The 18,592-nt window shown below is 70.6% G+C and carries 16 protein-coding genes and 1 pseudogene; 15 read left to right on the top strand and 2 right to left on the bottom strand.

Translation table 11 applies throughout. The annotated features are described in order from the left end of the window. Window positions 1-68: 68 nt before the first annotated feature. A complete protein-coding gene (locus tag QSK26_RS01230; protein WP_285773037.1) occupies window positions 69-1,601 on the bottom strand; it encodes a glycosyltransferase family 2 protein in 1,533 nt (510 codons plus the stop codon). Between the two features lie 227 nt (window positions 1,602-1,828). On the opposite strand from QSK26_RS01230, the gene thrC reads away from it, so the two are divergent. The 8 genes from thrC to QSK26_RS01190 all read left to right on the top strand — a co-directional run bounded on the left by thrC (window position 1,829) and on the right by QSK26_RS01190 (window position 12,682). Further along, on the top strand, window positions 1,829-2,887 hold the full coding sequence (gene thrC, locus QSK26_RS01225; protein WP_285773036.1) for a threonine synthase: 1,059 nt from the start codon (window positions 1,829-1,831) through the stop codon (window positions 2,885-2,887). Window positions 2,888-2,913: 26 nt separating this feature from the next. Then, a complete protein-coding gene (thrB, locus tag QSK26_RS01220; RefSeq protein ID WP_285773035.1) occupies window positions 2,914-3,828 on the top strand; it encodes a homoserine kinase in 915 nt (304 codons plus the stop codon). A 463-nt stretch (window positions 3,829-4,291) separates the two neighbouring features. Then, window positions 4,292-6,349: a transcription termination factor Rho gene (gene rho, locus QSK26_RS01215; protein WP_285773034.1), complete on the top strand. Its 2,058-nt coding sequence runs from the start codon at window positions 4,292-4,294 to the stop codon at window positions 6,347-6,349. Window positions 6,350-6,558: 209 nt separating this feature from the next. Then, on the top strand, window positions 6,559-6,777 hold the full coding sequence (gene rpmE / locus QSK26_RS01210) for a 50S ribosomal protein L31 (protein ID WP_285773033.1): 219 nt from the start codon (window positions 6,559-6,561) through the stop codon (window positions 6,775-6,777). Window positions 6,778-6,877: 100 nt separating this feature from the next. After that, window positions 6,878-7,930, top strand: a complete 1,053-nt coding sequence (gene prfA / locus QSK26_RS01205; RefSeq protein ID WP_285773032.1) for a peptide chain release factor 1 — start codon at window positions 6,878-6,880, stop codon at window positions 7,928-7,930. A gap of 11 nt (window positions 7,931-7,941) precedes the next feature. After that, the gene (gene prmC, locus QSK26_RS01200; RefSeq protein ID WP_285773031.1) at window positions 7,942-8,796 is read left to right on the top strand and encodes a peptide chain release factor N(5)-glutamine methyltransferase; all 855 of its coding nucleotides are present in this window, start codon (window positions 7,942-7,944) and stop codon (window positions 8,794-8,796) included. Window positions 8,797-8,849: 53 nt separating this feature from the next. Continuing rightward, window positions 8,850-9,515, top strand: coding sequence for an L-threonylcarbamoyladenylate synthase (locus QSK26_RS01195; protein ID WP_285773030.1), 666 nt, complete (start codon window positions 8,850-8,852; stop codon window positions 9,513-9,515). Between the two features lie 89 nt (window positions 9,516-9,604). Continuing rightward, complete coding sequence (locus QSK26_RS01190; RefSeq protein ID WP_285773029.1) at window positions 9,605-12,682, top strand: hypothetical protein; 3,078 nt, start codon at window positions 9,605-9,607, stop codon at window positions 12,680-12,682. Between the two features lie 16 nt (window positions 12,683-12,698). Here QSK26_RS01190 and QSK26_RS41675 read toward each other — a convergent pair. Then, a pseudogene (locus tag QSK26_RS41675) lies at window positions 12,699-12,773 on the bottom strand (pentapeptide repeat-containing protein); the annotation flags it as partial. Between the two features lie 66 nt (window positions 12,774-12,839). On the opposite strand from QSK26_RS41675, the gene QSK26_RS01185 reads away from it, so the two are divergent. The 7 genes from QSK26_RS01185 (at window position 12,840) to QSK26_RS01155 (ending at window position 18,572) form a co-directional block, all read left to right on the top strand. Beyond that, window positions 12,840-13,226: a hypothetical protein gene (locus tag QSK26_RS01185; RefSeq protein WP_285773028.1), complete on the top strand. Its 387-nt coding sequence runs from the start codon at window positions 12,840-12,842 to the stop codon at window positions 13,224-13,226. Window positions 13,227-13,478: 252 nt separating this feature from the next. Further along, a complete protein-coding gene (glyA, locus tag QSK26_RS01180) occupies window positions 13,479-14,702 on the top strand; it encodes a serine hydroxymethyltransferase (protein ID WP_285773519.1) in 1,224 nt (407 codons plus the stop codon). Window positions 14,703-14,766: 64 nt separating this feature from the next. Continuing rightward, complete coding sequence (locus QSK26_RS01175; protein ID WP_285773027.1) at window positions 14,767-16,113, top strand: glycosyltransferase family 4 protein; 1,347 nt, start codon at window positions 14,767-14,769, stop codon at window positions 16,111-16,113. Window positions 16,114-16,240: 127 nt separating this feature from the next. Beyond that, entirely contained in the window at window positions 16,241-16,672 is a 432-nt protein-coding gene (locus QSK26_RS01170; RefSeq protein WP_285773026.1) for a Cg1360 family ATP-synthase-associated protein, read from the top strand. Window positions 16,673-16,909: 237 nt separating this feature from the next. After that, a complete protein-coding gene (atpB, locus tag QSK26_RS01165; RefSeq protein WP_285773025.1) occupies window positions 16,910-17,701 on the top strand; it encodes a F0F1 ATP synthase subunit A in 792 nt (263 codons plus the stop codon). A 75-nt stretch (window positions 17,702-17,776) separates the two neighbouring features. Beyond that, complete coding sequence (atpE, locus tag QSK26_RS01160; RefSeq protein WP_285773024.1) at window positions 17,777-18,004, top strand: ATP synthase F0 subunit C; 228 nt, start codon at window positions 17,777-17,779, stop codon at window positions 18,002-18,004. A 28-nt stretch (window positions 18,005-18,032) separates the two neighbouring features. Further along, window positions 18,033-18,572: a F0F1 ATP synthase subunit B gene (locus QSK26_RS01155; RefSeq protein ID WP_285773023.1), complete on the top strand. Its 540-nt coding sequence runs from the start codon at window positions 18,033-18,035 to the stop codon at window positions 18,570-18,572. Window positions 18,573-18,592 lie beyond the last annotated feature (20 nt).

The raw sequence follows: 18,592 nt of genomic DNA, 5'->3' as shown, positions 1-18,592 counted from the left end.
TCGGGCATTCGTTTCGCTGCGCACCAGACGATACAGGGCCGCGGGTCGCCGCCCGCGGCCCGTGCCGGTCAGTCGGAGCCGAGGGTGTTACGCAGCTTCTTCAGCAGGCCGGGCCGGTCCGGGACCGGCCTGGGCTCGGACCGCGCCGCCGGGGCGGCCGGCGGCTTCGGGGGAGCGGGCGCCTTCTGCGGCGCCGGAGGCGCGGCGGCGGGCCAGTAGGCGGCGTGCTCGGCGTGCCGTACGCCGTGGGTGGCCTCGACGGTGTCGTCGAAGGAACGGTCGGCGGTGGTGAGCAGCAGCGCGCGGCTGATCGACTCGGTGCGCTCCAGGCGGGCGGTCCCGCCGGTGGGCAGGGCGACCGTGAGCAGGCCGAGCCGGTTCTCCTGCACCGTGTCGATCATGCGCTTCAGGGTCTCGGGGCCGAGCGGGACACCGGCCGGGCCGGTGTAGCGGAACGCGACGGGCGCGGGGGTCGGCGCCGGCTCGTCGGCGAAGCGCACCCGCTCGTCGTGCGCGAAGTGCTCGCGGATCAGCCGCAGTTCGAGCATGGGGTCCTGGAGCACGGAACGCCGTTCGGCGGTCAGCTTCGACCACGGCGCGACCAGGGTGACCACGACGTCCGCGACCGAGCCCTCGAACGCCGCGCCCACCGCCGCGCGCACCGTCTCCTCGGCGGCGTCCTCGACGTCCAGCACGACCTCGACGTAGGGCACCAGCCAGTGCGGCGCCCGCTCCTTGCGCAGGTCGCGGCGGAGCGGCACGCGGTGCGCGAGATAGGTGGAGGCGACCCGTACCGTGCGGTCCCGGTCCAGCCGCTGGCCCGGCAGGCCGAGATGGACGGCCTGCGCGGCGGCGTCCGGGATGAACACGGCGCCCTGCGCGGCCAGACGGTAGGCGAACTCGGTGTCCTCGCCGCGCGGGACCGCGGGATCGATGCCGCCGGCCCGGTGGAAGAGCTTGCGGTGCAGGCACAGCGTCGGCCCGGTGCACACGTGGTACGGATTACGGCTGGCGCGCAGGCCGTCGAGCTTGGCGATGGTCGCCTCGGTCGAGCTGGGCAGCGCCGCGTCCAGGTCGAAGATCGCGCCCAGTCCCTCGCCGGTCACCGCCTCGTGCACCTGGGCGGCGGTGAGCTCGGGCTCCTCGACGAACCGCTTGAACCCGATGGTGACCAGGTAGTCGGTCACGTGGTGCCAGCGGGCGAGGGCCTCGATGTGCTCCCTGCCGGTGATCATGTCGGAGTCCAGGCGCTGGATCAGCACCCCGTCGGCCGCCGCCGCGCCGGTGTTGAGCGCGTGCCCGATGCCCCAGCCGGTCGGGTCGGCGCGCACGATCCTGGTGTCGATCGGAGCGATCTCGGGGAGGCGCAGGGGAGGGTCGGTGCCGTCGTCGACGACGATGACCTCCAGCAGGTGGACCGGGTACGTCTGCGCGGCGAGGGCCGCCAGCGTGAGATCGAGCCGGTGCTGCCCGCCGTGCGCGGGGATGATCACACTCACCGGGAGAGTGGGCTGCCATTCGCCGAGCGGAGGCGGTTGCAGCGGTGAGTAGTCGTTGTGCCGGATCAGGGGCCGGTGGCCGACACCCGCTCCACCTGTCATGATCAACTGCTCCTCGTGCGCTGACTCGGCAGACAAGCTGTCCGCCGACCTTATCGGGCATTTCGTGTCGTGTGTCGAGTCTGACCGTCTGTTCGGGCCGCCGCCGGGGTGCCGTCCGGCCGGGGGGCGGCGTCCGAGCCCGTAAACTTTGTGTCCTGCACCGCAGGTAGCGATGAAGACGCAACGCGTTCGCGGCCCGCATCCGGCCGCGCGCGGGAGGAGCAATCATGACCAGGGCGTGGCGTGGCCTGATCGAGGAGTACCGTGACCGTCTTCCGGTGACTCCGGCGACGCCGGTCATCACGCTGCTGGAGGGCGGCACACCGCTGGTGCCCGCGCCCCGGGTGTCCGCGCTCACGGGCTGCGACGTCTACCTCAAGGTCGAAGGTCTCAACCCGACCGGCAGCTTCAAGGACCGCGGCATGACGATGGCCATCAGCAAGGCCGTCGAGGAGGGCGCCAAGGCGGTCATCTGCGCCTCCACCGGAAACACCAGCGCCTCCGCCGCCGCCTACGCCGTGCGCGCCGGGCTCACCTGCGCCGTCCTCGTGCCGCGCGGCAAGATCGCGATGGGCAAGCTGGCCCAGGCTCTCGTGCACGGCGCCAAGCTGCTCCAGGTGGACGGCTCCTTCGACGACTGCCTCGACATGACCAGGAAGCTCTCCGAGAGCTACCCGATCGCGCTGGTCAACTCGGTCAACCCGTTCCGGCTCCAGGGCCAGAAGACCGCCGCCTTCGAGATCGTCGACGCGCTGGGCGACGCGCCCGACGTGCACTGTCTCCCGGTCGGCAACGCGGGCAACATCTCGGCCTACTGGATGGGCTACACCGAGTACGCGTCGGACGGCCCGGCCACCGGGACGCCCCGGATGATGGGCTTCCAGGCCAGCGGCGCGGCGCCGATCGTCAACGGCGCCCCGGTGACCCACCCGCACACCATCGCCACCGCCATCCGGATCGGCAACCCCGCCTCGTGGAAGCTCGCCGAGGCCGCCCGCGACGAGTCCGGCGGCGCCATCCAGGCCGTCACCGACCGCCAGATCGCCGCCGCGTACAAGCTGCTCGCGCAGGGTGAGGGCGTCTTCGTGGAGCTCGCCTCCGCGGCCAGCGTCGCGGGCCTGCTCCAGGCGCACGAGCAGGGGCTGATCTCCCGCGGCTCACGCGTCGTGTGTACGGTGACGGGCAACGGCCTCAAGGACCCCGACTGGGCGATCTCCGGAGCCCCCGCACCGGTCACGATCTCGATCGACGCCCACGCCGCCGCGATGGCCCTCGAACTCGCCTGATCCACTCGCTGTTCCGAAGGTGACGCATGCCCCAGAGCCCGACGGTCGTCGTCCGCGTGCCCGCAACCTCCGCCAACCTCGGGCCCGGGTTCGACACCCTCGGGCTCGCCCTCGGCCTGTATGACGAGGTCGAGGCGTCCCTGACCGGGACAGACACCGAGGTCGAGGTGACCGGCGAGGGCGCGGGAGACCTGGATCTCGGAGAGGGCCATCTCATCGTCGCGGCGATGCGCAGGGCGTTCGGCGCGATGGGCGTGCCGCAGCCCGCCGGCATACGGCTGCGCTGCCGCAACCGGATCCCGCACGCGCGCGGCCTCGGCTCCTCCTCCGCCGCGATCTGCGCCGGCCTGCTCGCCGCCCGCGCCCTGGCCGGCCCCGGCATGCTGTCGGACGACGACGTGTTCGCCCTGGCCACGGCGATGGAAGGGCATCCGGACAACGTGGCGCCGTGTCTCGCGGGCGGCTTGACCATCGCGTGGAGCGAACCTGGCGGCGCACCGCGTATGGTGAAGTTGAGGCCACACGCCGAGATCCGGCCCGTGGCCCTCATCCCTTCGCACCGGCTTTCGACCGAGGTGGCGAGGGGACTGCTGCCGAAAGACGTGCCGCACGCCGACGCCGCCGCCAACGCGGGGCGCGCGGCGTTGCTGGTCGCCGCGGTGACAAGCCGGCCGGAGACCCCGGTCCTGCTCGCCGCGACGGAGGACCGGCTGCACCAGCACTACCGCGCGCCTGCCATGCCGCAGACCGCGGAGCTGGTAGAACGTCTCCGCGCCGCGGGAGTGCCCGCGGTCGTGTCGGGGGCTGGTCCCACGGTTCTTGCGTTTTCGACTGCGGATGCGCAGGATTTGATCGCGTCAAAAGTGGGTAATGACTGGCACATCCAGCCACTGGACGTCGACACCGATGGTGCGAGCGTTCAGTTTCCCGAGACACGCTGATGCCTCTTCTACCTTCAGGGAATAGCCGTGTGCGCTGGTGATGTTAGGCTTATAGCCGCACCAGATGCCCCCATGATGGGTGCGTGCTTGTCAGCCCGATATCGCTGCTTCATGCTCCACTTCGTCAGACGTGGGCAGTACACCCTCCCCGAATCCGTCGCCTCCGGTTGCTCCACATCCGGTGGGCACGTCGAGGGGCGGCATCTGCGGGGATACAAGGGCTGCGGCCAACTCTCCATGTGGCTGGCGGCAAAAATCCGGGGGGTGACCTCCACGCACCCGCCGTCGACGCATCTCGGCGGTGACCGCATGGGCGCACCCGTTCCCGGCAGTGACAGCCGTCTTCCGAGACGGCCAAGGATCGCAATGTGCACCCCGACCCGGTCTGTCCCGCCGGTTCGATCGCACCTTCGGGACGAACGGCTTATCGCGGCCGACGCCCGACCCCTGGGAAGGACCCTTAGTGAGCGACACCACCGAACTCCTCTCCGACACCGGTTCATCTGGGCAGCCGGCGGCCGGCGACACCCCCACCCGAGCGGCGAAGCCGCGCCGTCGCTCCGGCACCGGCCTGTCCGCCATGGTGCTGCCTGAGCTGCAGCAGCTCGCCGCCAGCCTGGGAATCAGCGGGACCGGGCGCATGCGCAAGAGCCAGGTCATCGCGGCCATCCAGGAGAAGCAGGGCATCTCTGCCGACGGCGGTGCGGCCGCCCCCGCGCAGAGCCCTGTCACCGTCAAGGAAGCTCCCGCCGAGCCCGCGACCGAGCGGGTGGAGACGCCGGCCGAGCGCCCCACCCGTACCCGCAGGGAACGTTCCCGGCCCGCCGCCGTCGCGGCCGAGCCCGCCGCCTCGCAGCAGGCCCCCCAGACCGTAGCTCCCGAGCCCGTCGCGGCCCCGGTGGAGCAGGTCGTGGAGCAGGCCGAGCCTGTGGTGCAGGCCGAAGGCCGGCCCGAGCGCGGCGAGGGCCGCCGCGAGCGCGGCGAGCGCCGCAGCCGCAACGACCGCCGTGAGCGCGGCGAAGGCCGTGGCGAGCGCGGCGACAGCCGTACCGACCGGACCGACCGCGCCGACCGCGCCGGCCAGCGCGCCGGTGACGCGGGTCAGGGCCGCGGCGACCAGGGTCGTGACCAGGGTCGTGACCAGAGCCGTGACAACGGCCGGGGCGGCCTCGACCAGGACCGTGACCGGATGAACGACACCCGCGGCGACCGCGGCGACCGTGGCTCCGACCGTGGCTCCGACCGTGGCCCGGACCGTGGTCCCGACCGTGGCGGCGACCAGGACGACGACGGCGGGCGCCGTGGCCGGCGCGGCCGGTTCAGGGAGCGCAACCGTCGCGGCCGTGACCGCTTCGACAGCAACGAGCCCGTGATCGGCGACGACGACGTCCTGATCCCGATCGCCGGCATCCTCGACATCCTGGACAACTACGCGTTCGTGCGCACCAGCGGCTACCTGCCCGGCGCCAACGACGTCTACGTCTCCCTGGCCCAGATCCGCCGCAACGGCCTGCGCAAGGGCGACGTCATCACTGGCGCCGTCCGCCAGCCGCGCGAGGGTGAGCGGCGCGAGAAGTTCAACGCGCTGGTCCGCCTCGACACGGTCAACGGCATGGACCCCGACCAGGCGCGCAACCGGCCCGACTTCAACAAGCTCACGCCGCTCTACCCGCAGGAGCGGCTGCGCCTGGAGACCGAGCCCAACGTGCTGACCACCAGGATCATCGACCTGGTCTCGCCGATCGGCAAGGGCCAGCGTGGCCTCATCGTCTCCCCGCCCAAGGCCGGTAAGACGATGGTGCTCCAGGCGATCGCCAACGCGATCACCCGGAACAACCCCGAGTGCCACCTGATGGTCGTCCTGGTGGACGAGCGTCCCGAAGAGGTCACCGACATGCAGCGGTCGGTGAAGGGCGAGGTCATCCACTCGACCTTCGACCGTCCCGCCGAGGACCACACCACGGTCGCCGAGCTCGCCATCGAGCGGGCCAAGCGCCTGGTCGAGCTGGGCCACGACGTCGTCGTGCTGCTCGACTCGATCACCCGCCTCGGCCGTGCGTACAACCTCGCGGCGCCCGCCAGCGGCCGGATCCTGTCCGGTGGTGTCGACTCCACGGCGCTCTACCCGCCGAAGCGGTTCTTCGGCGCCGCCCGGAACATCGAGAACGGCGGCTCGCTGACGATCCTCGCCACGGCGCTGGTGGAGACCGGCTCCAAGATGGACGAGGTCATCTTCGAGGAGTTCAAGGGCACCGGCAACGCCGAGCTCAAGCTCAACCGCTCGCTGGCCGACAAGCGGATCTTCCCCGCGGTGGACGTCGACGCGTCCGGCACCCGTAAGGAAGAGATCCTCATGTCGAAGGACGAGCTGCAGATCGTCTGGAAGCTGCGGCGGGTGCTGCACGCGCTGGACATGCAGCAGGCTCTGGAGCTTCTCCTGGAGAAGATGAAGGAGACCAAGTCCAACGCGGAGTTCCTGCTCCAGGTCCAGAAGACCACCGTGAGCAACGACCGCGACTGAGTCGCGGCCGGGGCGGCGTGCCACGGCGCGCCGCCCCCGCCATCTCCCGGCCGGCTGGGAATGCCATATGGCCTGGGATGGTTTCAGGATCTGGCACACTGGTAGCCGAACCGCAGCGGTACCGGTTCCCGCCCGCGCCATCCGGTGTGCGACAGGCGTGTGAGACCACTGGCGACCCGGCGACCGCACCTTGCGAGAGGACGAAAGACATGAAGGCCGACATCCACCCGGAGTACCACCTCACGCAGGTCACCTGCACGTGTGGTAACTCCTTCACCACCCGCAGCACCGCCAAGAACGGCGTGATCCACGCCGACGTGTGCTCCGCCTGCCACCCGTTCTACACGGGCAAGCAGAAGATTCTGGACACCGGCGGCCGGGTGGCGCGCTTCGAGAAGCGTTTCGGGAAGAAGACCACGGGCAAGTAGCCCAGATCAGGCGCCGACTCGGAACCATCCCGTCCGCGGGGTGTGCCCGGGTCGGCGTTCTTGTGATCAAAGGTTTTCTCTGCGGAAGAAGGGAAGCGCGGTGAACCTGGACGAGCTGATCAAGGAATTCTCCGAGCTGGAGGGCAAGCTCGCCGATCCCGCCGTGCACGCCGACCAGAACCAGGCGCGCACGCTCGGCAAGCGCTACGCCGAGCTCACTCCGATCGTCAGCCTCTACCGCGAGCTGGAAGGCGTCCGCGAGGACCTCGCCGCGGCCAGGGAGCTGGCGACCGAGGACGCGGCGTTCGCCGCCGAGGCGCAGGAGCTGGAGGCGCGGATCCCGGCTCTGGAGGAGAAGCTCACCCACCTCCTCATCCCGCGCGACCCCAGCGACGACAAGGACATCCTGATGGAGATCAAGGCGGGTGAGGGCGGCGAGGAGTCGGCCCTGTTCGCCGGCGACCTCCTGCGGATGTACCTGCGTTACGCCGAGCGCGTGGGCTGGAAGACCGAGATCATCGACTCCCAGCACTCCGACCTCGGCGGCTACAAGGACGTCACGGTCGCCATCAAGGCCAAGGGGCACGAGGGCGCCTGGTCGCGGCTGAAGTTCGAGGGCGGCGTCCACCGGGTGCAGCGGGTGCCGGCCACCGAGTCGCAGGGCCGCATCCACACCAGCGCCGCCGGCGTGCTGGTCTACCCGGAGGCCGAAGAGGTCGACATCCAGATCGACCCCAACGACCTGCGCATCGACGTCTTCCGCTCCGGCGGCCCCGGCGGCCAGAGCGTCAACACCACAGACTCGGCCGTGCGCATCACCCACCTGCCCACCGGCGTCGTCGTCTCCTGCCAGAACGAGAAGAGCCAGCTCCAGAACAAGGAGTCGGCGATGCGCGTGCTGCGCGCCCGCCTGCAGGCCATCGCCGAGGAGGAGGCCGCGGCCGAGGCCGCAGCCGAGCGCAAGTCGCAGGTGCGGACCGTCGACCGGTCCGAGCGCGTGCGCACGTACAACTATCCGGAGAACCGCATCTCCGACCACCGCGTCGGCTTCAAGGCCTACAACCTCGACCAGGTCCTCGACGGTGACCTCTCCGCGGTGATCCAGGCGCTCGCCGACGCGGAGATGGCGGAGAAGCTGGCCGCCCACACCTGAGCCTGGATGCCATGACCTTTCTTCTCGACGAGATCGCCCTGGCCACCGCCCGACTGGCGGAGGCCGGGGTGCCCTCGCCGCGCACCGACGCGGAGGAACTGGCCGCCTTCGTGCACGGGGTACGGCGCAGCGAGCTGCACAGGGTCAAGGACGGCGACTTCGACGCGCTGTTCTGGGAGGGGGTCGCGCGCCGTGAGGCCCGCGAGCCGCTCCAGCACATCACCGGCCGCGCCTACTTCCGTTACCTGTCCCTGGAGGTCGGCCCCGGCGTCTTCGTGCCGCGCCCGGAGACCGAGGTGGTGGCGGGCTGGGCGATCGACCGGCTCCAGGAGATGGACGTCGCCTCGCCCGTCGTGGTCGACCTGGGCACCGGTTCCGGCGCCATCGCGCTGTCCATCGCCCAGGAGGTCGCCCTCGCCCAGGTGCACGCCGTCGAGGTCGATCCGGACGCCTACACCTGGGCCAAGCGCAACATCTCCGAACACGGCCAGGGCCGCGTCACCCTGCACCCCGAAGACCTCGCCGACTGCCTGCCCGAGCTGAACGGCCAGGTCGACCTGGTCGTCTCCAACCCGCCCTACATCCCGCCCGGCGCCATCCCGCGCGACCCCGAGGTGCGCGACTACGACCCGGCGCGCGCGCTGTACGGCTCGGGGTCCGACGGCCTCGACGAGGTGCGCGCGGTCGAGCGCACGGCGCGGCGGCTGCTCCGGCCCGGCGGCTTCGTCGCCGTCGAGCACGCCGACGAGCAGGGCACGCCGGTCTACCTGATCTTCACGGAGGAGAACGGCTGGCGCGACCCGCGCGTCCACCAGGACCTCGCCCGCCGGGACCGCTTCGTCACCGCCCGCTTCGGCCAGGAGTAGCACGGGCGGGCCGGAGGCGGAAGTGTCCCCGGCAGGTGGCAGGATTACCTAACGTGACCCGACGTTATGACTGTGCAGACGCCGAGCAGCGGGCGGCCGGGCTGACCGACGCCGCCTCCACCGTCCGCCGCGGCGACCTCGTCGTCCTGCCCACCGACACGGTGTACGGCATCGGCGCCGACGCCTTCACCCCCGCGGCGGTCAACAAGCTGCTCGAAGCCAAGGGACGCGGCAGGGACATGCCGGTCCCGGTGCTCGTGGGCACCGTGCGCGCCGCCACCGCGCTGGTGGAGGATCTCGGCCCCTACGGGCAGGATCTGATCGACGCCTTCTGGCCCGGCCCGCTGACCCTGATCTGCCGGGTCAACCGGGCGCTGTCCTGGGACCTCGGCGACACCAAGGGCACGGTGGCGGTGCGGATGCCGCTCCAGCCGGTCGCCCTCGACCTGCTCAAGGAGACCGGCCCGATGGCCGTGAGCAGCGCCAACCGTTCCGGCGCCTCGCCCGCGATCACCGCCGCGGAGGCGCAGGGGCAACTCGGCGACTCCGTCAGCGTCTACCTCGACGGCGGCCCGTGCGAGGACAAGGTCCCCTCCACCATCCTGGACCTCACCTCCGCCATCCCGCGGGTGCTGCGCAAGGGCGCCGTCTCCGAGGAGAAACTGCGCGGCGTGGTGGGATACGTCGCCACCGATGGGGACCCGACCCCGGACAACTGACGGGTCCGCTCATACCGGATCAGTATCCCCAAGACGAACGGCCGTCGCGCGGGTACCTTGAAGTGGGCCGACACTTCCGGGAGAAGCGCATGGGCAAGTTCGAAGGAATGGACCCCCAGCTCGTCCGCACTCTTCTGTCCGAGGTGCGACGGGCGGCAGGCGAGATTCGCACCACGGAAGGCAAGGTGGCCGGCCTGCTGAGCGCCGCCGGCGTCTCCGCGCAGGCCACCTACCGCCCCGTCCAGGTCGCCGAGTCCTGCGACGACCTCGTCCGCGACGTCACCTCCCGCCTGACGGTCCTGGAGAAGAAGGAGCGCGACCAGCCCGGCACCTCCGACGCCGGCTCCAAGCTCAACGGCCCGCCCGGCGCCGGCGGCAATCCCGTCGGCGACGCCTCCAAGGACGACCCGGGAGACGACGCCCCTCCGAAGAGCGGCGACGACGCTCCTGCGAAGGGCGGCGAGGACGTTCCTGCGAAGGGCGAGGACGCGGACAGGGACACGCCGAAGGGGGAGGACGCCGAGAAGGACACCCCCACGGGCGAGGGCTCGGACAAGGGCGACGACGAGAAGGGCTCCAAGGCCGACGAGGGCGCCAATCCTCGCGAAACGCCTGCCCCAGAGAAGTCCGACACCGGCTCCTCCGACCAGGACCCCCCGAAGCAGGACGCCCCACCCAAGGAGGAGGCGCCCCCCAAGGCCGACACTCCGAAGGAGGAGGCGCCCCCCAAGGCCGACACTCCGAAGGAGGAGGCGCCGCCCAAGGCCGACACTCCGAAGGAGGAGGCGCCGCCCAAGGCCGACACTCCGAAGGAGGAGGCGCCGCCCAAGCAGGAGAAGGACGACGTCCCTCCGAAGGGGGATGCTCCTCCCAAGGGCGACAGCGACGGCGCCGCCGGCAACGACAAGGGCGACTCCGACAGGGAGTCCAAGAGCGAGCGAGGCGAGAACCCACGCGACGACCGATTCCAGGGCGGCCAGGACCAGAACGGCCAGAGCCGCGACGGTCAGAGCCAGGGCGGTCAGGGTGGGCAGTACCAGGGCGGCCAGGGCCAGGACGGTCAGCCCCGGGACGACTCCCAGCGTGACCAGGACCAACGTGCCCAGGACCAACGTGCCCAGGACCAACGTGCCCAGGACCAGCGTCCCCAGGACCAGGGGCAGGGCGGCGGTGCCAGGGAGGATCAGCCTCAGAACGGCCAGAGCCGAGATGGTCAGGACAGGCTGGACACGCCGCAGAAGGATCACCCTGACGACGTGGACACCTCCATGCCGGACCGCCCCGTTGTCACCACCGAGGACGGCACCAAGGTCGTACAGGTCCCCATGGAACCGCCGACCATGGACGAACTCCGTGACCTCATGGAGAACATGGAGAACGCCCAGCCGATCGACATGCCGACCGTGGTCTTCGACGAGCAGGCCGGCGGCCCCAAGCCGGACGGTCCTCCGGGCCAGATCGACGGCCATGCCCCGACCAACCCCGGCCGCCCGGACACCCCCGTCTTAGACCAGGTCGGCCCCGCCACCGACCAGACCGTCCAACCGCCGGGCACCGGCACCTCCACCCCCACCGACCCCCCACAAAACCCCAACTCCCAGAACCCCCAGCCCGCCCCGCCCACAGCCACGACCCCTGACCCCCAGCCGCCCGTGGCGACGGTCCCCGACCCGCAGCCGGTCCCGCCTGTGGCGACGACCCCTGACCCCCAGCCGCCCGTGGCGACGGTCCCCGACCCGCAGCCGGTCCCGCCTGTGGCGACGACCCCTGACCCCCAGCCGCCCGTGGCGACGGTCCCCGACCCGCAGCCGGTCCCGCCAACGGCGACGGCCCCCGAGCCGCAGCCGCCTGTGGCGACGGCTCCCACTCCGCAGCCCGTGCCGCCTGTGGTGGTCGAGCTGGCGCAGCCTCCGTTGTCCGCGGCGGCGATGCCGGACATGCAACCCGTCACTCCCCAGGCGCCGGTACCCGATCCGCAACAGGTCCCGCCTCCCGCGGCCGACCAGCAGCCGGTACCTCCGGGCGGGTCCGAGTCGTCTCCGCCGCCCACCGGCTGGGAAGGCGCTCAACCCGTACCCGTCACCCCGGACGTGCCTCAGCCCGGCCCCGCGACTCCGGATGTCACGACGGCACCGCCCGCGGCTCCGGAGGCGGCCAACCCGCCCGCGCCCCAGGCACCTGCGCCGGGGAGCCCGCCTGGGGCTCCGGAGGCGGGGGCTGTGCCGGTGGTTCCCGTGCCGGACGGCGTGGGGAACGACGGAGCGCCGTGCTCGCCGGGGGCGCCGCGAGAGGGTTCGGGGGTGCCTGTGGTGCCGGAGACGGCTCCTGCCGTACCCGCGCCGGATGGGGGCGGACGCGCGGAGGGGCCTGGCGGGTCAGGTGGGACGGTACTCCTCGGGGTTCAGGGTGACTCCGTGTTCGTCGACGTGGACGGCGGAGGGCCGGTCGGCGGCGCTCCGGCAGGCGTGGGCGGGGTCTATGCGGATGACGGCAGAGTGCAGTTCGTCGCCTCGGCGACAGGACCGGAGACGGGGGCGGCGGGTGGTACGGGGGAGCGGTCCGTGACGGAGCTCTCCGTGGTGCTTCCGTGGGCCGAGGAGGGCGGCTCGGCGGCGTACGGCACGCGGCTGGAGGGAATGCCACTGGGCGCCGGAAACGACGCTTCAGGGCCGTCTCAGGGCGAAACCGGAGTGAACTTCTGGGCGAACGACGGCAGTGACATCGTGACGGCCGAGGCGCGGCCACCGGACGCGGAGGCGCTGGGCACGGTCATGCAGAACGCGCGGGAGATCGAACCGCTGGACATGCCCACGGTCTCGGGCGGACAGGACATGCCGACGGTTTCGGCCGGGCACGACCTTGCCGAATCCCGGGTGGAAGGTGGTGCGGGGCAGGTCGGGGACGGTGGAGGCGGCGAGGTGAGCTTGTGGGCGAACGACGGGAGTGACGTCGTGACGGCCGAGGCGCGGCCACCGGACGCGGAGGCTCTGGGCACGGTCATGCAGAACGCGCGGGAGATCGAACCGCTGGACATGCCCGGCGTGTCCGTGCCGAAGGGCGAGTGGGGTACCGGCGCGTGGGTGCCGATGGACATCGAGCCCGACGGCCCGGCGGGCGGAGTCGAACCCGGCGCCCCCGCCAGCCCGATCCCACCCCCAAACTCCTGACCCCCGCTCCCGCCAACCTCGCTCCCGCCAACCTCGCTCCCGCCAACCTCGCTCCCGCCAACCTCGCTCCCGCCAACCTCGCTCCCGCCAACCTCGCTCCCCCCAACCACGGTCACGCCATGAAGGTCCTGTAGACCGAGTCGCCAAGGAGGTCGGAATGTATGTCGATCCGCCGGCGCCCAAGCCGATGCAGCCGGGGGAGACTCCGCCGGCGCCGAGTCCCGGGGTCGCGTTGACGCCGGGCGCGCAGACCAGTACGTGGGTGTTCAACCGTGACTACGAGCAGCTTGTGCGGCTGTGGCAGGAGGTGGTGCCCGCGCTGGACGCGATGGCGGCCTCGCTCGACAAGTCGTACCAGATGGCCCGCAGTCCGGATGTGTGGGACGCGCCGGTGGCCGAGCGGTACGTCGAGGACATCGCCGAGTGGCGCAAGCGGCTCGCCCTGTACCGGCAGTCCGTGCTGACCTCGATCAGCGACCAGGCGGCCGACACGCCGCGCTGGATACCGGGGGAGCCGGCCGCCCCGCACGCCTTCATGCCCTGACCAGGCGGTATGCCGGTGTCCCCGGGCGATGCCGGGGGGCGTGCGACATGCGGGGAAAGACGAAGTCGGTCCCATGGGTGGCATCAACGGGCTTAGAGTGGGAAGCGGAGCGAGGAGGGTGCGCACGGTGTGACGGGCCGGAGGCGTGGCGAGCATCCGGCCGGCGAGCGGCTTCATCGGCGCGGCGCACCCACAGCGGCCGAACGGAGTGAGGCAGTGAGAACGGTGCCTTTTTACGGGCCCGACTTCGCCATGCTGCGCCGCAACGACCCCGACGTCGCCCAGTTGCTGCTGGATGAGCTCGACCGCGTGCGCGGCGGGCTGCAACTGATCGCGAGCGAGAACTTCACGTCCCCCAGCGTGCTGGCGGCCCTCGGTTCGACGCTCACGAACAAGTACGCCGAGGGCTATCCCGGGCGGCGGTACTACGGCGGGTGCGCCGTCGTCGACGAGGTCGAGCGGCTGGCGACGGACCGGGCGAAACGGTTGTTCGGGGCCGATCACGTCAACGTCCAGCCGCATTCGGGCGCCTCGGCCAACCTGGCCGCCTACGCGGCGCTGCTCCAGCCCGGTGACACGGTGCTGGCGATGGAGCTGTCGCACGGCGGCCATCTCACGCACGGCTCGAAGGTGAACTTCTCGGGGCGGTGGTTCGACGTCGTGGCGTACGGCGTGCGGCGCGACACCGAGCTGATCGACTACGACGAAGTGCGGGATCTGGCGCTTCGCCATCGGCCTAAGATGATCATATGCGGGGCCACGGCCTACCCCCGGCTGATCGATTTCGCCGCTTTCCGCGGGATCGCCGACGAGGTCGGGGCGTGGCTGCTCGCGGACGTCGCGCACACCGTCGGCCTGATGGCGGGAGGTGTGATCCCGTCCGCGGTGCCGTACGCGGACGTGGTGACGTTCACCACGCACAAGACGCTGCGCGGGCCGCGTGGCGGCGGGATCATGTGCACGGAGGAGCTGGCGGCCAGGATGGACAAGGCGGTCTTCCCGTTCATCCAGGGCGGGCCCTTGATGCACGTGATCGCGGCGAAGGCGGTGGTGTTCGGCGAGGCGTCGCGGCCGGAGTTCGCCGCGTACGGCCGGCAGATCGTCGACAACGCGCGGGCGCTGACCGGCGCGCTCGCCGACGACGGGCTGCGGCCCGTCTCCGGCGGCACGGACACCCATCTGGCCCTGCTCGACCTGCGGCCGGCCGGGGTCACCGGCGCCGAGGCGGAGCGCCGGTGCGCCGCGGCGGGCATCACGCTCAACCGCAACACGATTCCCTACGACCCGGAGCCGCCGACGGTGACCTCCGGCATCAGGGTCGGCACGCCCTGCGTGACCACCCAAGGGCTGGAGCCCGAGGATCTGACGGAGGTCGGCGCCCTGGTGGCGCAGGCCGTACGGGATCCGGGCTCGGCCGCGGACATCAGGAAAAGGGTGACGGCGCTGGCGGCCGATCACCAGGTTTATCCCAGCTAATCATGAGCTGCTCTGTGGCTTTTTCCGGCCACGGCAGACCGACGTATCCAGGAAACTAGGGGCCGTGCGCGAATACTTCCTCATTGCGCTGGCGGCGGCAACGGTGACATACCTTCTCGTGCCGCTGGTCCGCGTGTTCGCCATCAGGATCGGCGCGATGCCGGAGGTTCGCGATCGCGACGTGCACACCGTCCCGACGCCGCGCCTGGGCGGCCTCGCGATGTACGGCGGGCTGGTCGCGGGCCTGTTGCTCGCCACCAAGCTGCCGTGGGTGTCCGCCTCCCTCGCCGACACCAGGCTGGCCGACGGGCAGACGGTGATCGCCCTGATCGCGGCGGGCGGCCTGATCACGCTGACCGGCTTCCTGGACGACTGGTGGGGCATGGACCCCTTCATCAAGCTGGGCGGGCAGATCGCCGCGGCGGGTCTGCTGGTCACCTTCGGGCTCAACCTGTCCTGGATCCCGGTGCCCGGCAGCGGCGCGATCGGCCTGGACGGCACGCTGCGCACCATCATCACCATCCTGATCGTCGTCGTCGCGATCAACGCGGTGAACTTCGTGGACGGCCTCGACGGCCTGGCCGCGGGCATCGTGTGCATCTCGGCGATGGCCACCTGGGCCTACTCGGTGGCGCTGTCCACCAGCATGGGCGACACCCGGATCAACGCGACGGCGGCGATCACCTCGATCCTGATCGGGATGTGCCTGGGCTTCCTGCCGCACAACTTCCATCCCGCGAAGATCTTCATGGGTGACACCGGCGCGATGCTGATCGGCCTGGTCCTGGCGTCGTCGGTGGTCACGGTGACCCCGATCGACCCGACCGCGCTCAGCCCGACGATCAACCGCTTCCCGGTCGTGCTGCCGCTGCTGCTGCCGGTCGCGGTGCTGGTCCTGCCGCTGCTCGACCTGGTCACGGCGGTGGTCCGGCGCACCTCCTACGGCATGTCGCCGTTCGCCCCGGACCGCGGCCACCTGCACCACCGGTTGCTCGACATCGGCCATTCGCACCGGCGGACCGTGCTCATCATGTACGCCTGGACCTTCCTGTTCGGGTTCACCGTGGTCGGCCTGTCGCTGGGCGGCGTCCCGGTGGTCGTGCTCCTGGCCGCGGTCGCGCTGGCACTCGCGGTGCTGGTGCTGATGGCGCTGCCCAGCCTGCGGGCCCGCCGGGACAACGGCGGCACGCACGCCACCCGCAGGGGCGGCCGGCCCACCGGCGACCCGGCCTACGAGGAACGGCAGGCCCCCCGGCCGATGGTCGGCGGGGACCCGGGAAGCGGCCGGGCCGACATGACCACCCCGATGGGCTATGGCCCGGACCACGTCTCCGACCGCGTCGGGGACACGGCCGTGACCCCTTCGTTCGGTGCCCCGGCGACCGGCCTCCCGCCCCGTGTCACCAGCTGATCATCCCCTAGAAACGGCAGGTAAAGGCACCCTTCCCTGAGCTTGTGATAGCTTTCACTAGCAGGGACCTCACCGAACTTGTTCTGTGAGGTAGCAAATGCTCGCTTGATAACCGTATGGAGCACCGATGCAGGCCAACGACGTGCGCGTACTCAAGAGCGCCGCGATACCCGCCATCGCGGTGGGGCTCGTCGTGGCCATCGTCTCGGCATTCCTGGCCGGCCTTGAGGGAGCCCTCGGCGCGGTCATCGGTCTGCTGGTCGTCGGTGCGTTCTTCGTCATCGGCCTCGTCGCCGTGACCTACGCCTCACGGATCTCGCCGACGATGATGATGGCCGCCGCGATGGGCACCTTCTTGACGAAGGTGGCCGTCCTGGCCATCGTGCTCTCGTCGCTTTCCGACGTGACCGCCTGGCACCCCATGGCGTTCACCTGGGCCGTCATCCTCTGCACGATCGCCTGGACGTTCGGCGAGGCAAGGGGATTCCTACGACTGCGCATACTCTATGTCGAGCCGGACAGTAAGGTTCCCGGCCACATCGGGAGAAGCGATGGCTGAAATAGTCAGCCACAGCGGCTGGCCTGATATGACTAGTCACGGCCGGGCCTGCTATCGTCACGTGCGCGATGTGCGTGCCGGAGGATCGCAGCCTCCGAGCGTCCGCGGGCCATGGAATCCGTGCCATCGCAGCACCCACCTGACTCACCTTCCCGATCTTCCGCCAAGAGGCGTGAAGGCGGTGGAAGGCACCCTCAAGCTCTACGACTTGCTCCACCACGACGAAGGGAACGCCGAGTGAGCGCCGCGCTGCCGCTTCTCGCCGCCGAGGAGTTTCAAGCCCCCGGGCTCGGCCTGTTCGAGTGGCCGCCGCTGGTCCAAGGTGCGGCCTGGTTCAACAAGCCCGCCCTTTTCGCGATGGTCGCCGCGGTGCTGGCACTCGTGTTCGTCTACGCGGCCTTCTCCCGCCCGAAGCTGGTGCCGCGGGGAATACAGAACGTCGGCGAGCTGGCGTACGAGTTCGCCCGCGAGCAGATCGCCCGCCCGTTCCTGGGCAAGGACAGCGACCGGTGGATGCCGTTGCTGTTCAGCATGTTCATCTTCGTCCTGATCATGAACCTGTTCGGGTCCTTCATCTTCGTGCAGTTCCCGGTGATGTCCCGGATCGGCTACCCGGCGGTGCTGTCCATCGGCGTGTGGCTGCTGGTGATGTACCTGGGCATCAAGAACCAGGGCGCGATCGGCTTCTTCAAGAACATCATGTTCCCGCCCGGGCTGCCCGGCTGGATCTACGTTCTGGTCGCGCCGATCGAGTTCATCTCCACCATCTTCCTGCGGCACATCACCCACGCGGTGCGGCTTTTCGCGACCATGATGGCCGGCCACCTCATCATCGCGCTGTTCTCCGAGGTCGGCTGGCACTTCCTGTTCGTTCAGCTCACCCCGCTGGGTGCTCCGCTCGGCCTGCTCGGCGTCATCATGACGATCCTGCTGACCGCCTTCGAGCTGTTCATCCAGGCGTTGCAGGCCTATGTGTTCGCGCTGCTGACGGCGATGTTCATCAACGACGCGCTGCACCCCGCGCACTAAGACTTCACCGCTTTTCCCCACCGACAAGACGGGTTCCGGTGGACACTCCACCGGTCGATAGAAAAGGAAACAGGCATGAGTGTGCTCGCTGACGTGACCGGTAACCTCGGTTCCATCGGCTACGGTCTCGCGGCCATCGGCCCGGGCGTGGGCATCGGCATCATCTTCGGCCAGGGCGTGCAGGCCATCGCCCGCCAGCCGGAGGCTTACGGCCTCATCCGCCAGAACATGATCCTGGGCTTCGTCTTCGCCGAGGCGCTGGCGCTGATCGGTATCGCGCTCGCGTTCGTCTTCCGGACCTGACCAGACCAGCCCTACGGAAGGCAGCACTATGTACTTGCTAGCCGCAGAAGAAGCGAACAACCCGCTGCTCCCGCACACCTCAGAGATGGTGGTCGGTGGCTTCGCGTTCCTGTTCGTCCTCTTCTTCGTCGGTCGCCTGCTGGTGCCGCGCATCCAGAAGACCCTCGCCGAGCGCACCGAGGCGATCGAGGGGGGTCTGAAGAAGGCCGCCGACGCGCAGGAAGAGGCGCAGCAGGCCCTCAAGGAGTACCGCGAGCAGCTCGCCGAGGCCCGGCACGAGGCCGCTCGCCTGCGCGAAGAGGCCCGCGAGCAGGGGGCGCAGATCAAGGCCGAACTCCGCGAGGAGGCACAGGCCGAGGCACGCCGGCTGGTCGAGGCCGCGCACGCGCAGATCGAGGCGGACCGCCAGCAGGCGTTCGCCCAGCTGCGCACCGAGCTCGGCCGCCTGTCGACCGAGCTGGCCGGCCGCATCGTCGGCGAGTCCCTGGAAGACGAGGCGCGCCAGCGTCGCATCGTCGACCGGTTCCTCGAGGAGCTGGAGAGCTCCAGTTCCGAGGCGGTGCGCTGATGACGGAGCGAACCGGACGA

Source organism: Microtetraspora sp. NBRC 13810, from assembly GCF_030268685.1.
Classification (GTDB): Bacteria; Actinomycetota; Actinomycetes; order Streptosporangiales; family Streptosporangiaceae; genus BSRQ01.
This window is presented reverse-complemented; position numbering and strand designations above follow the sequence as displayed.

What these genes read in the sequence shown, in the direction of transcription:
- QSK26_RS01230 (WP_285773037.1), bottom strand. Translation starts at nt 1,601, where the DNA reads ATGACAGGTGGAGCGGGTGTCGGCCACCGGCCCCTGATCCGGCACAAC.
- thrC (WP_285773036.1), top strand. Translation starts at nt 1,829, where the DNA reads ATGACCAGGGCGTGGCGTGGCCTGATCGAGGAGTACCGTGACCGTCTT.
- thrB (WP_285773035.1), top strand. Translation starts at nt 2,914, where the DNA reads ATGCCCCAGAGCCCGACGGTCGTCGTCCGCGTGCCCGCAACCTCCGCC.
- rpmE (WP_285773033.1), top strand. Translation starts at nt 6,559, where the DNA reads ATGAAGGCCGACATCCACCCGGAGTACCACCTCACGCAGGTCACCTGC.
- prmC (WP_285773031.1), top strand. Translation starts at nt 7,942, where the DNA reads ATGACCTTTCTTCTCGACGAGATCGCCCTGGCCACCGCCCGACTGGCG.
- QSK26_RS01190 (WP_285773029.1), top strand. Translation starts at nt 9,605, where the DNA reads ATGGGCAAGTTCGAAGGAATGGACCCCCAGCTCGTCCGCACTCTTCTG.
- QSK26_RS01185 (WP_285773028.1), top strand. Translation starts at nt 12,840, where the DNA reads ATGTATGTCGATCCGCCGGCGCCCAAGCCGATGCAGCCGGGGGAGACT.
- glyA (WP_285773519.1), top strand. Translation starts at nt 13,479, where the DNA reads ATGCTGCGCCGCAACGACCCCGACGTCGCCCAGTTGCTGCTGGATGAG.
- QSK26_RS01170 (WP_285773026.1), top strand. Translation starts at nt 16,241, where the DNA reads ATGCAGGCCAACGACGTGCGCGTACTCAAGAGCGCCGCGATACCCGCC.
- atpE (WP_285773024.1), top strand. Translation starts at nt 17,777, where the DNA reads ATGAGTGTGCTCGCTGACGTGACCGGTAACCTCGGTTCCATCGGCTAC.
- QSK26_RS01155 (WP_285773023.1), top strand. Translation starts at nt 18,033, where the DNA reads ATGTACTTGCTAGCCGCAGAAGAAGCGAACAACCCGCTGCTCCCGCAC.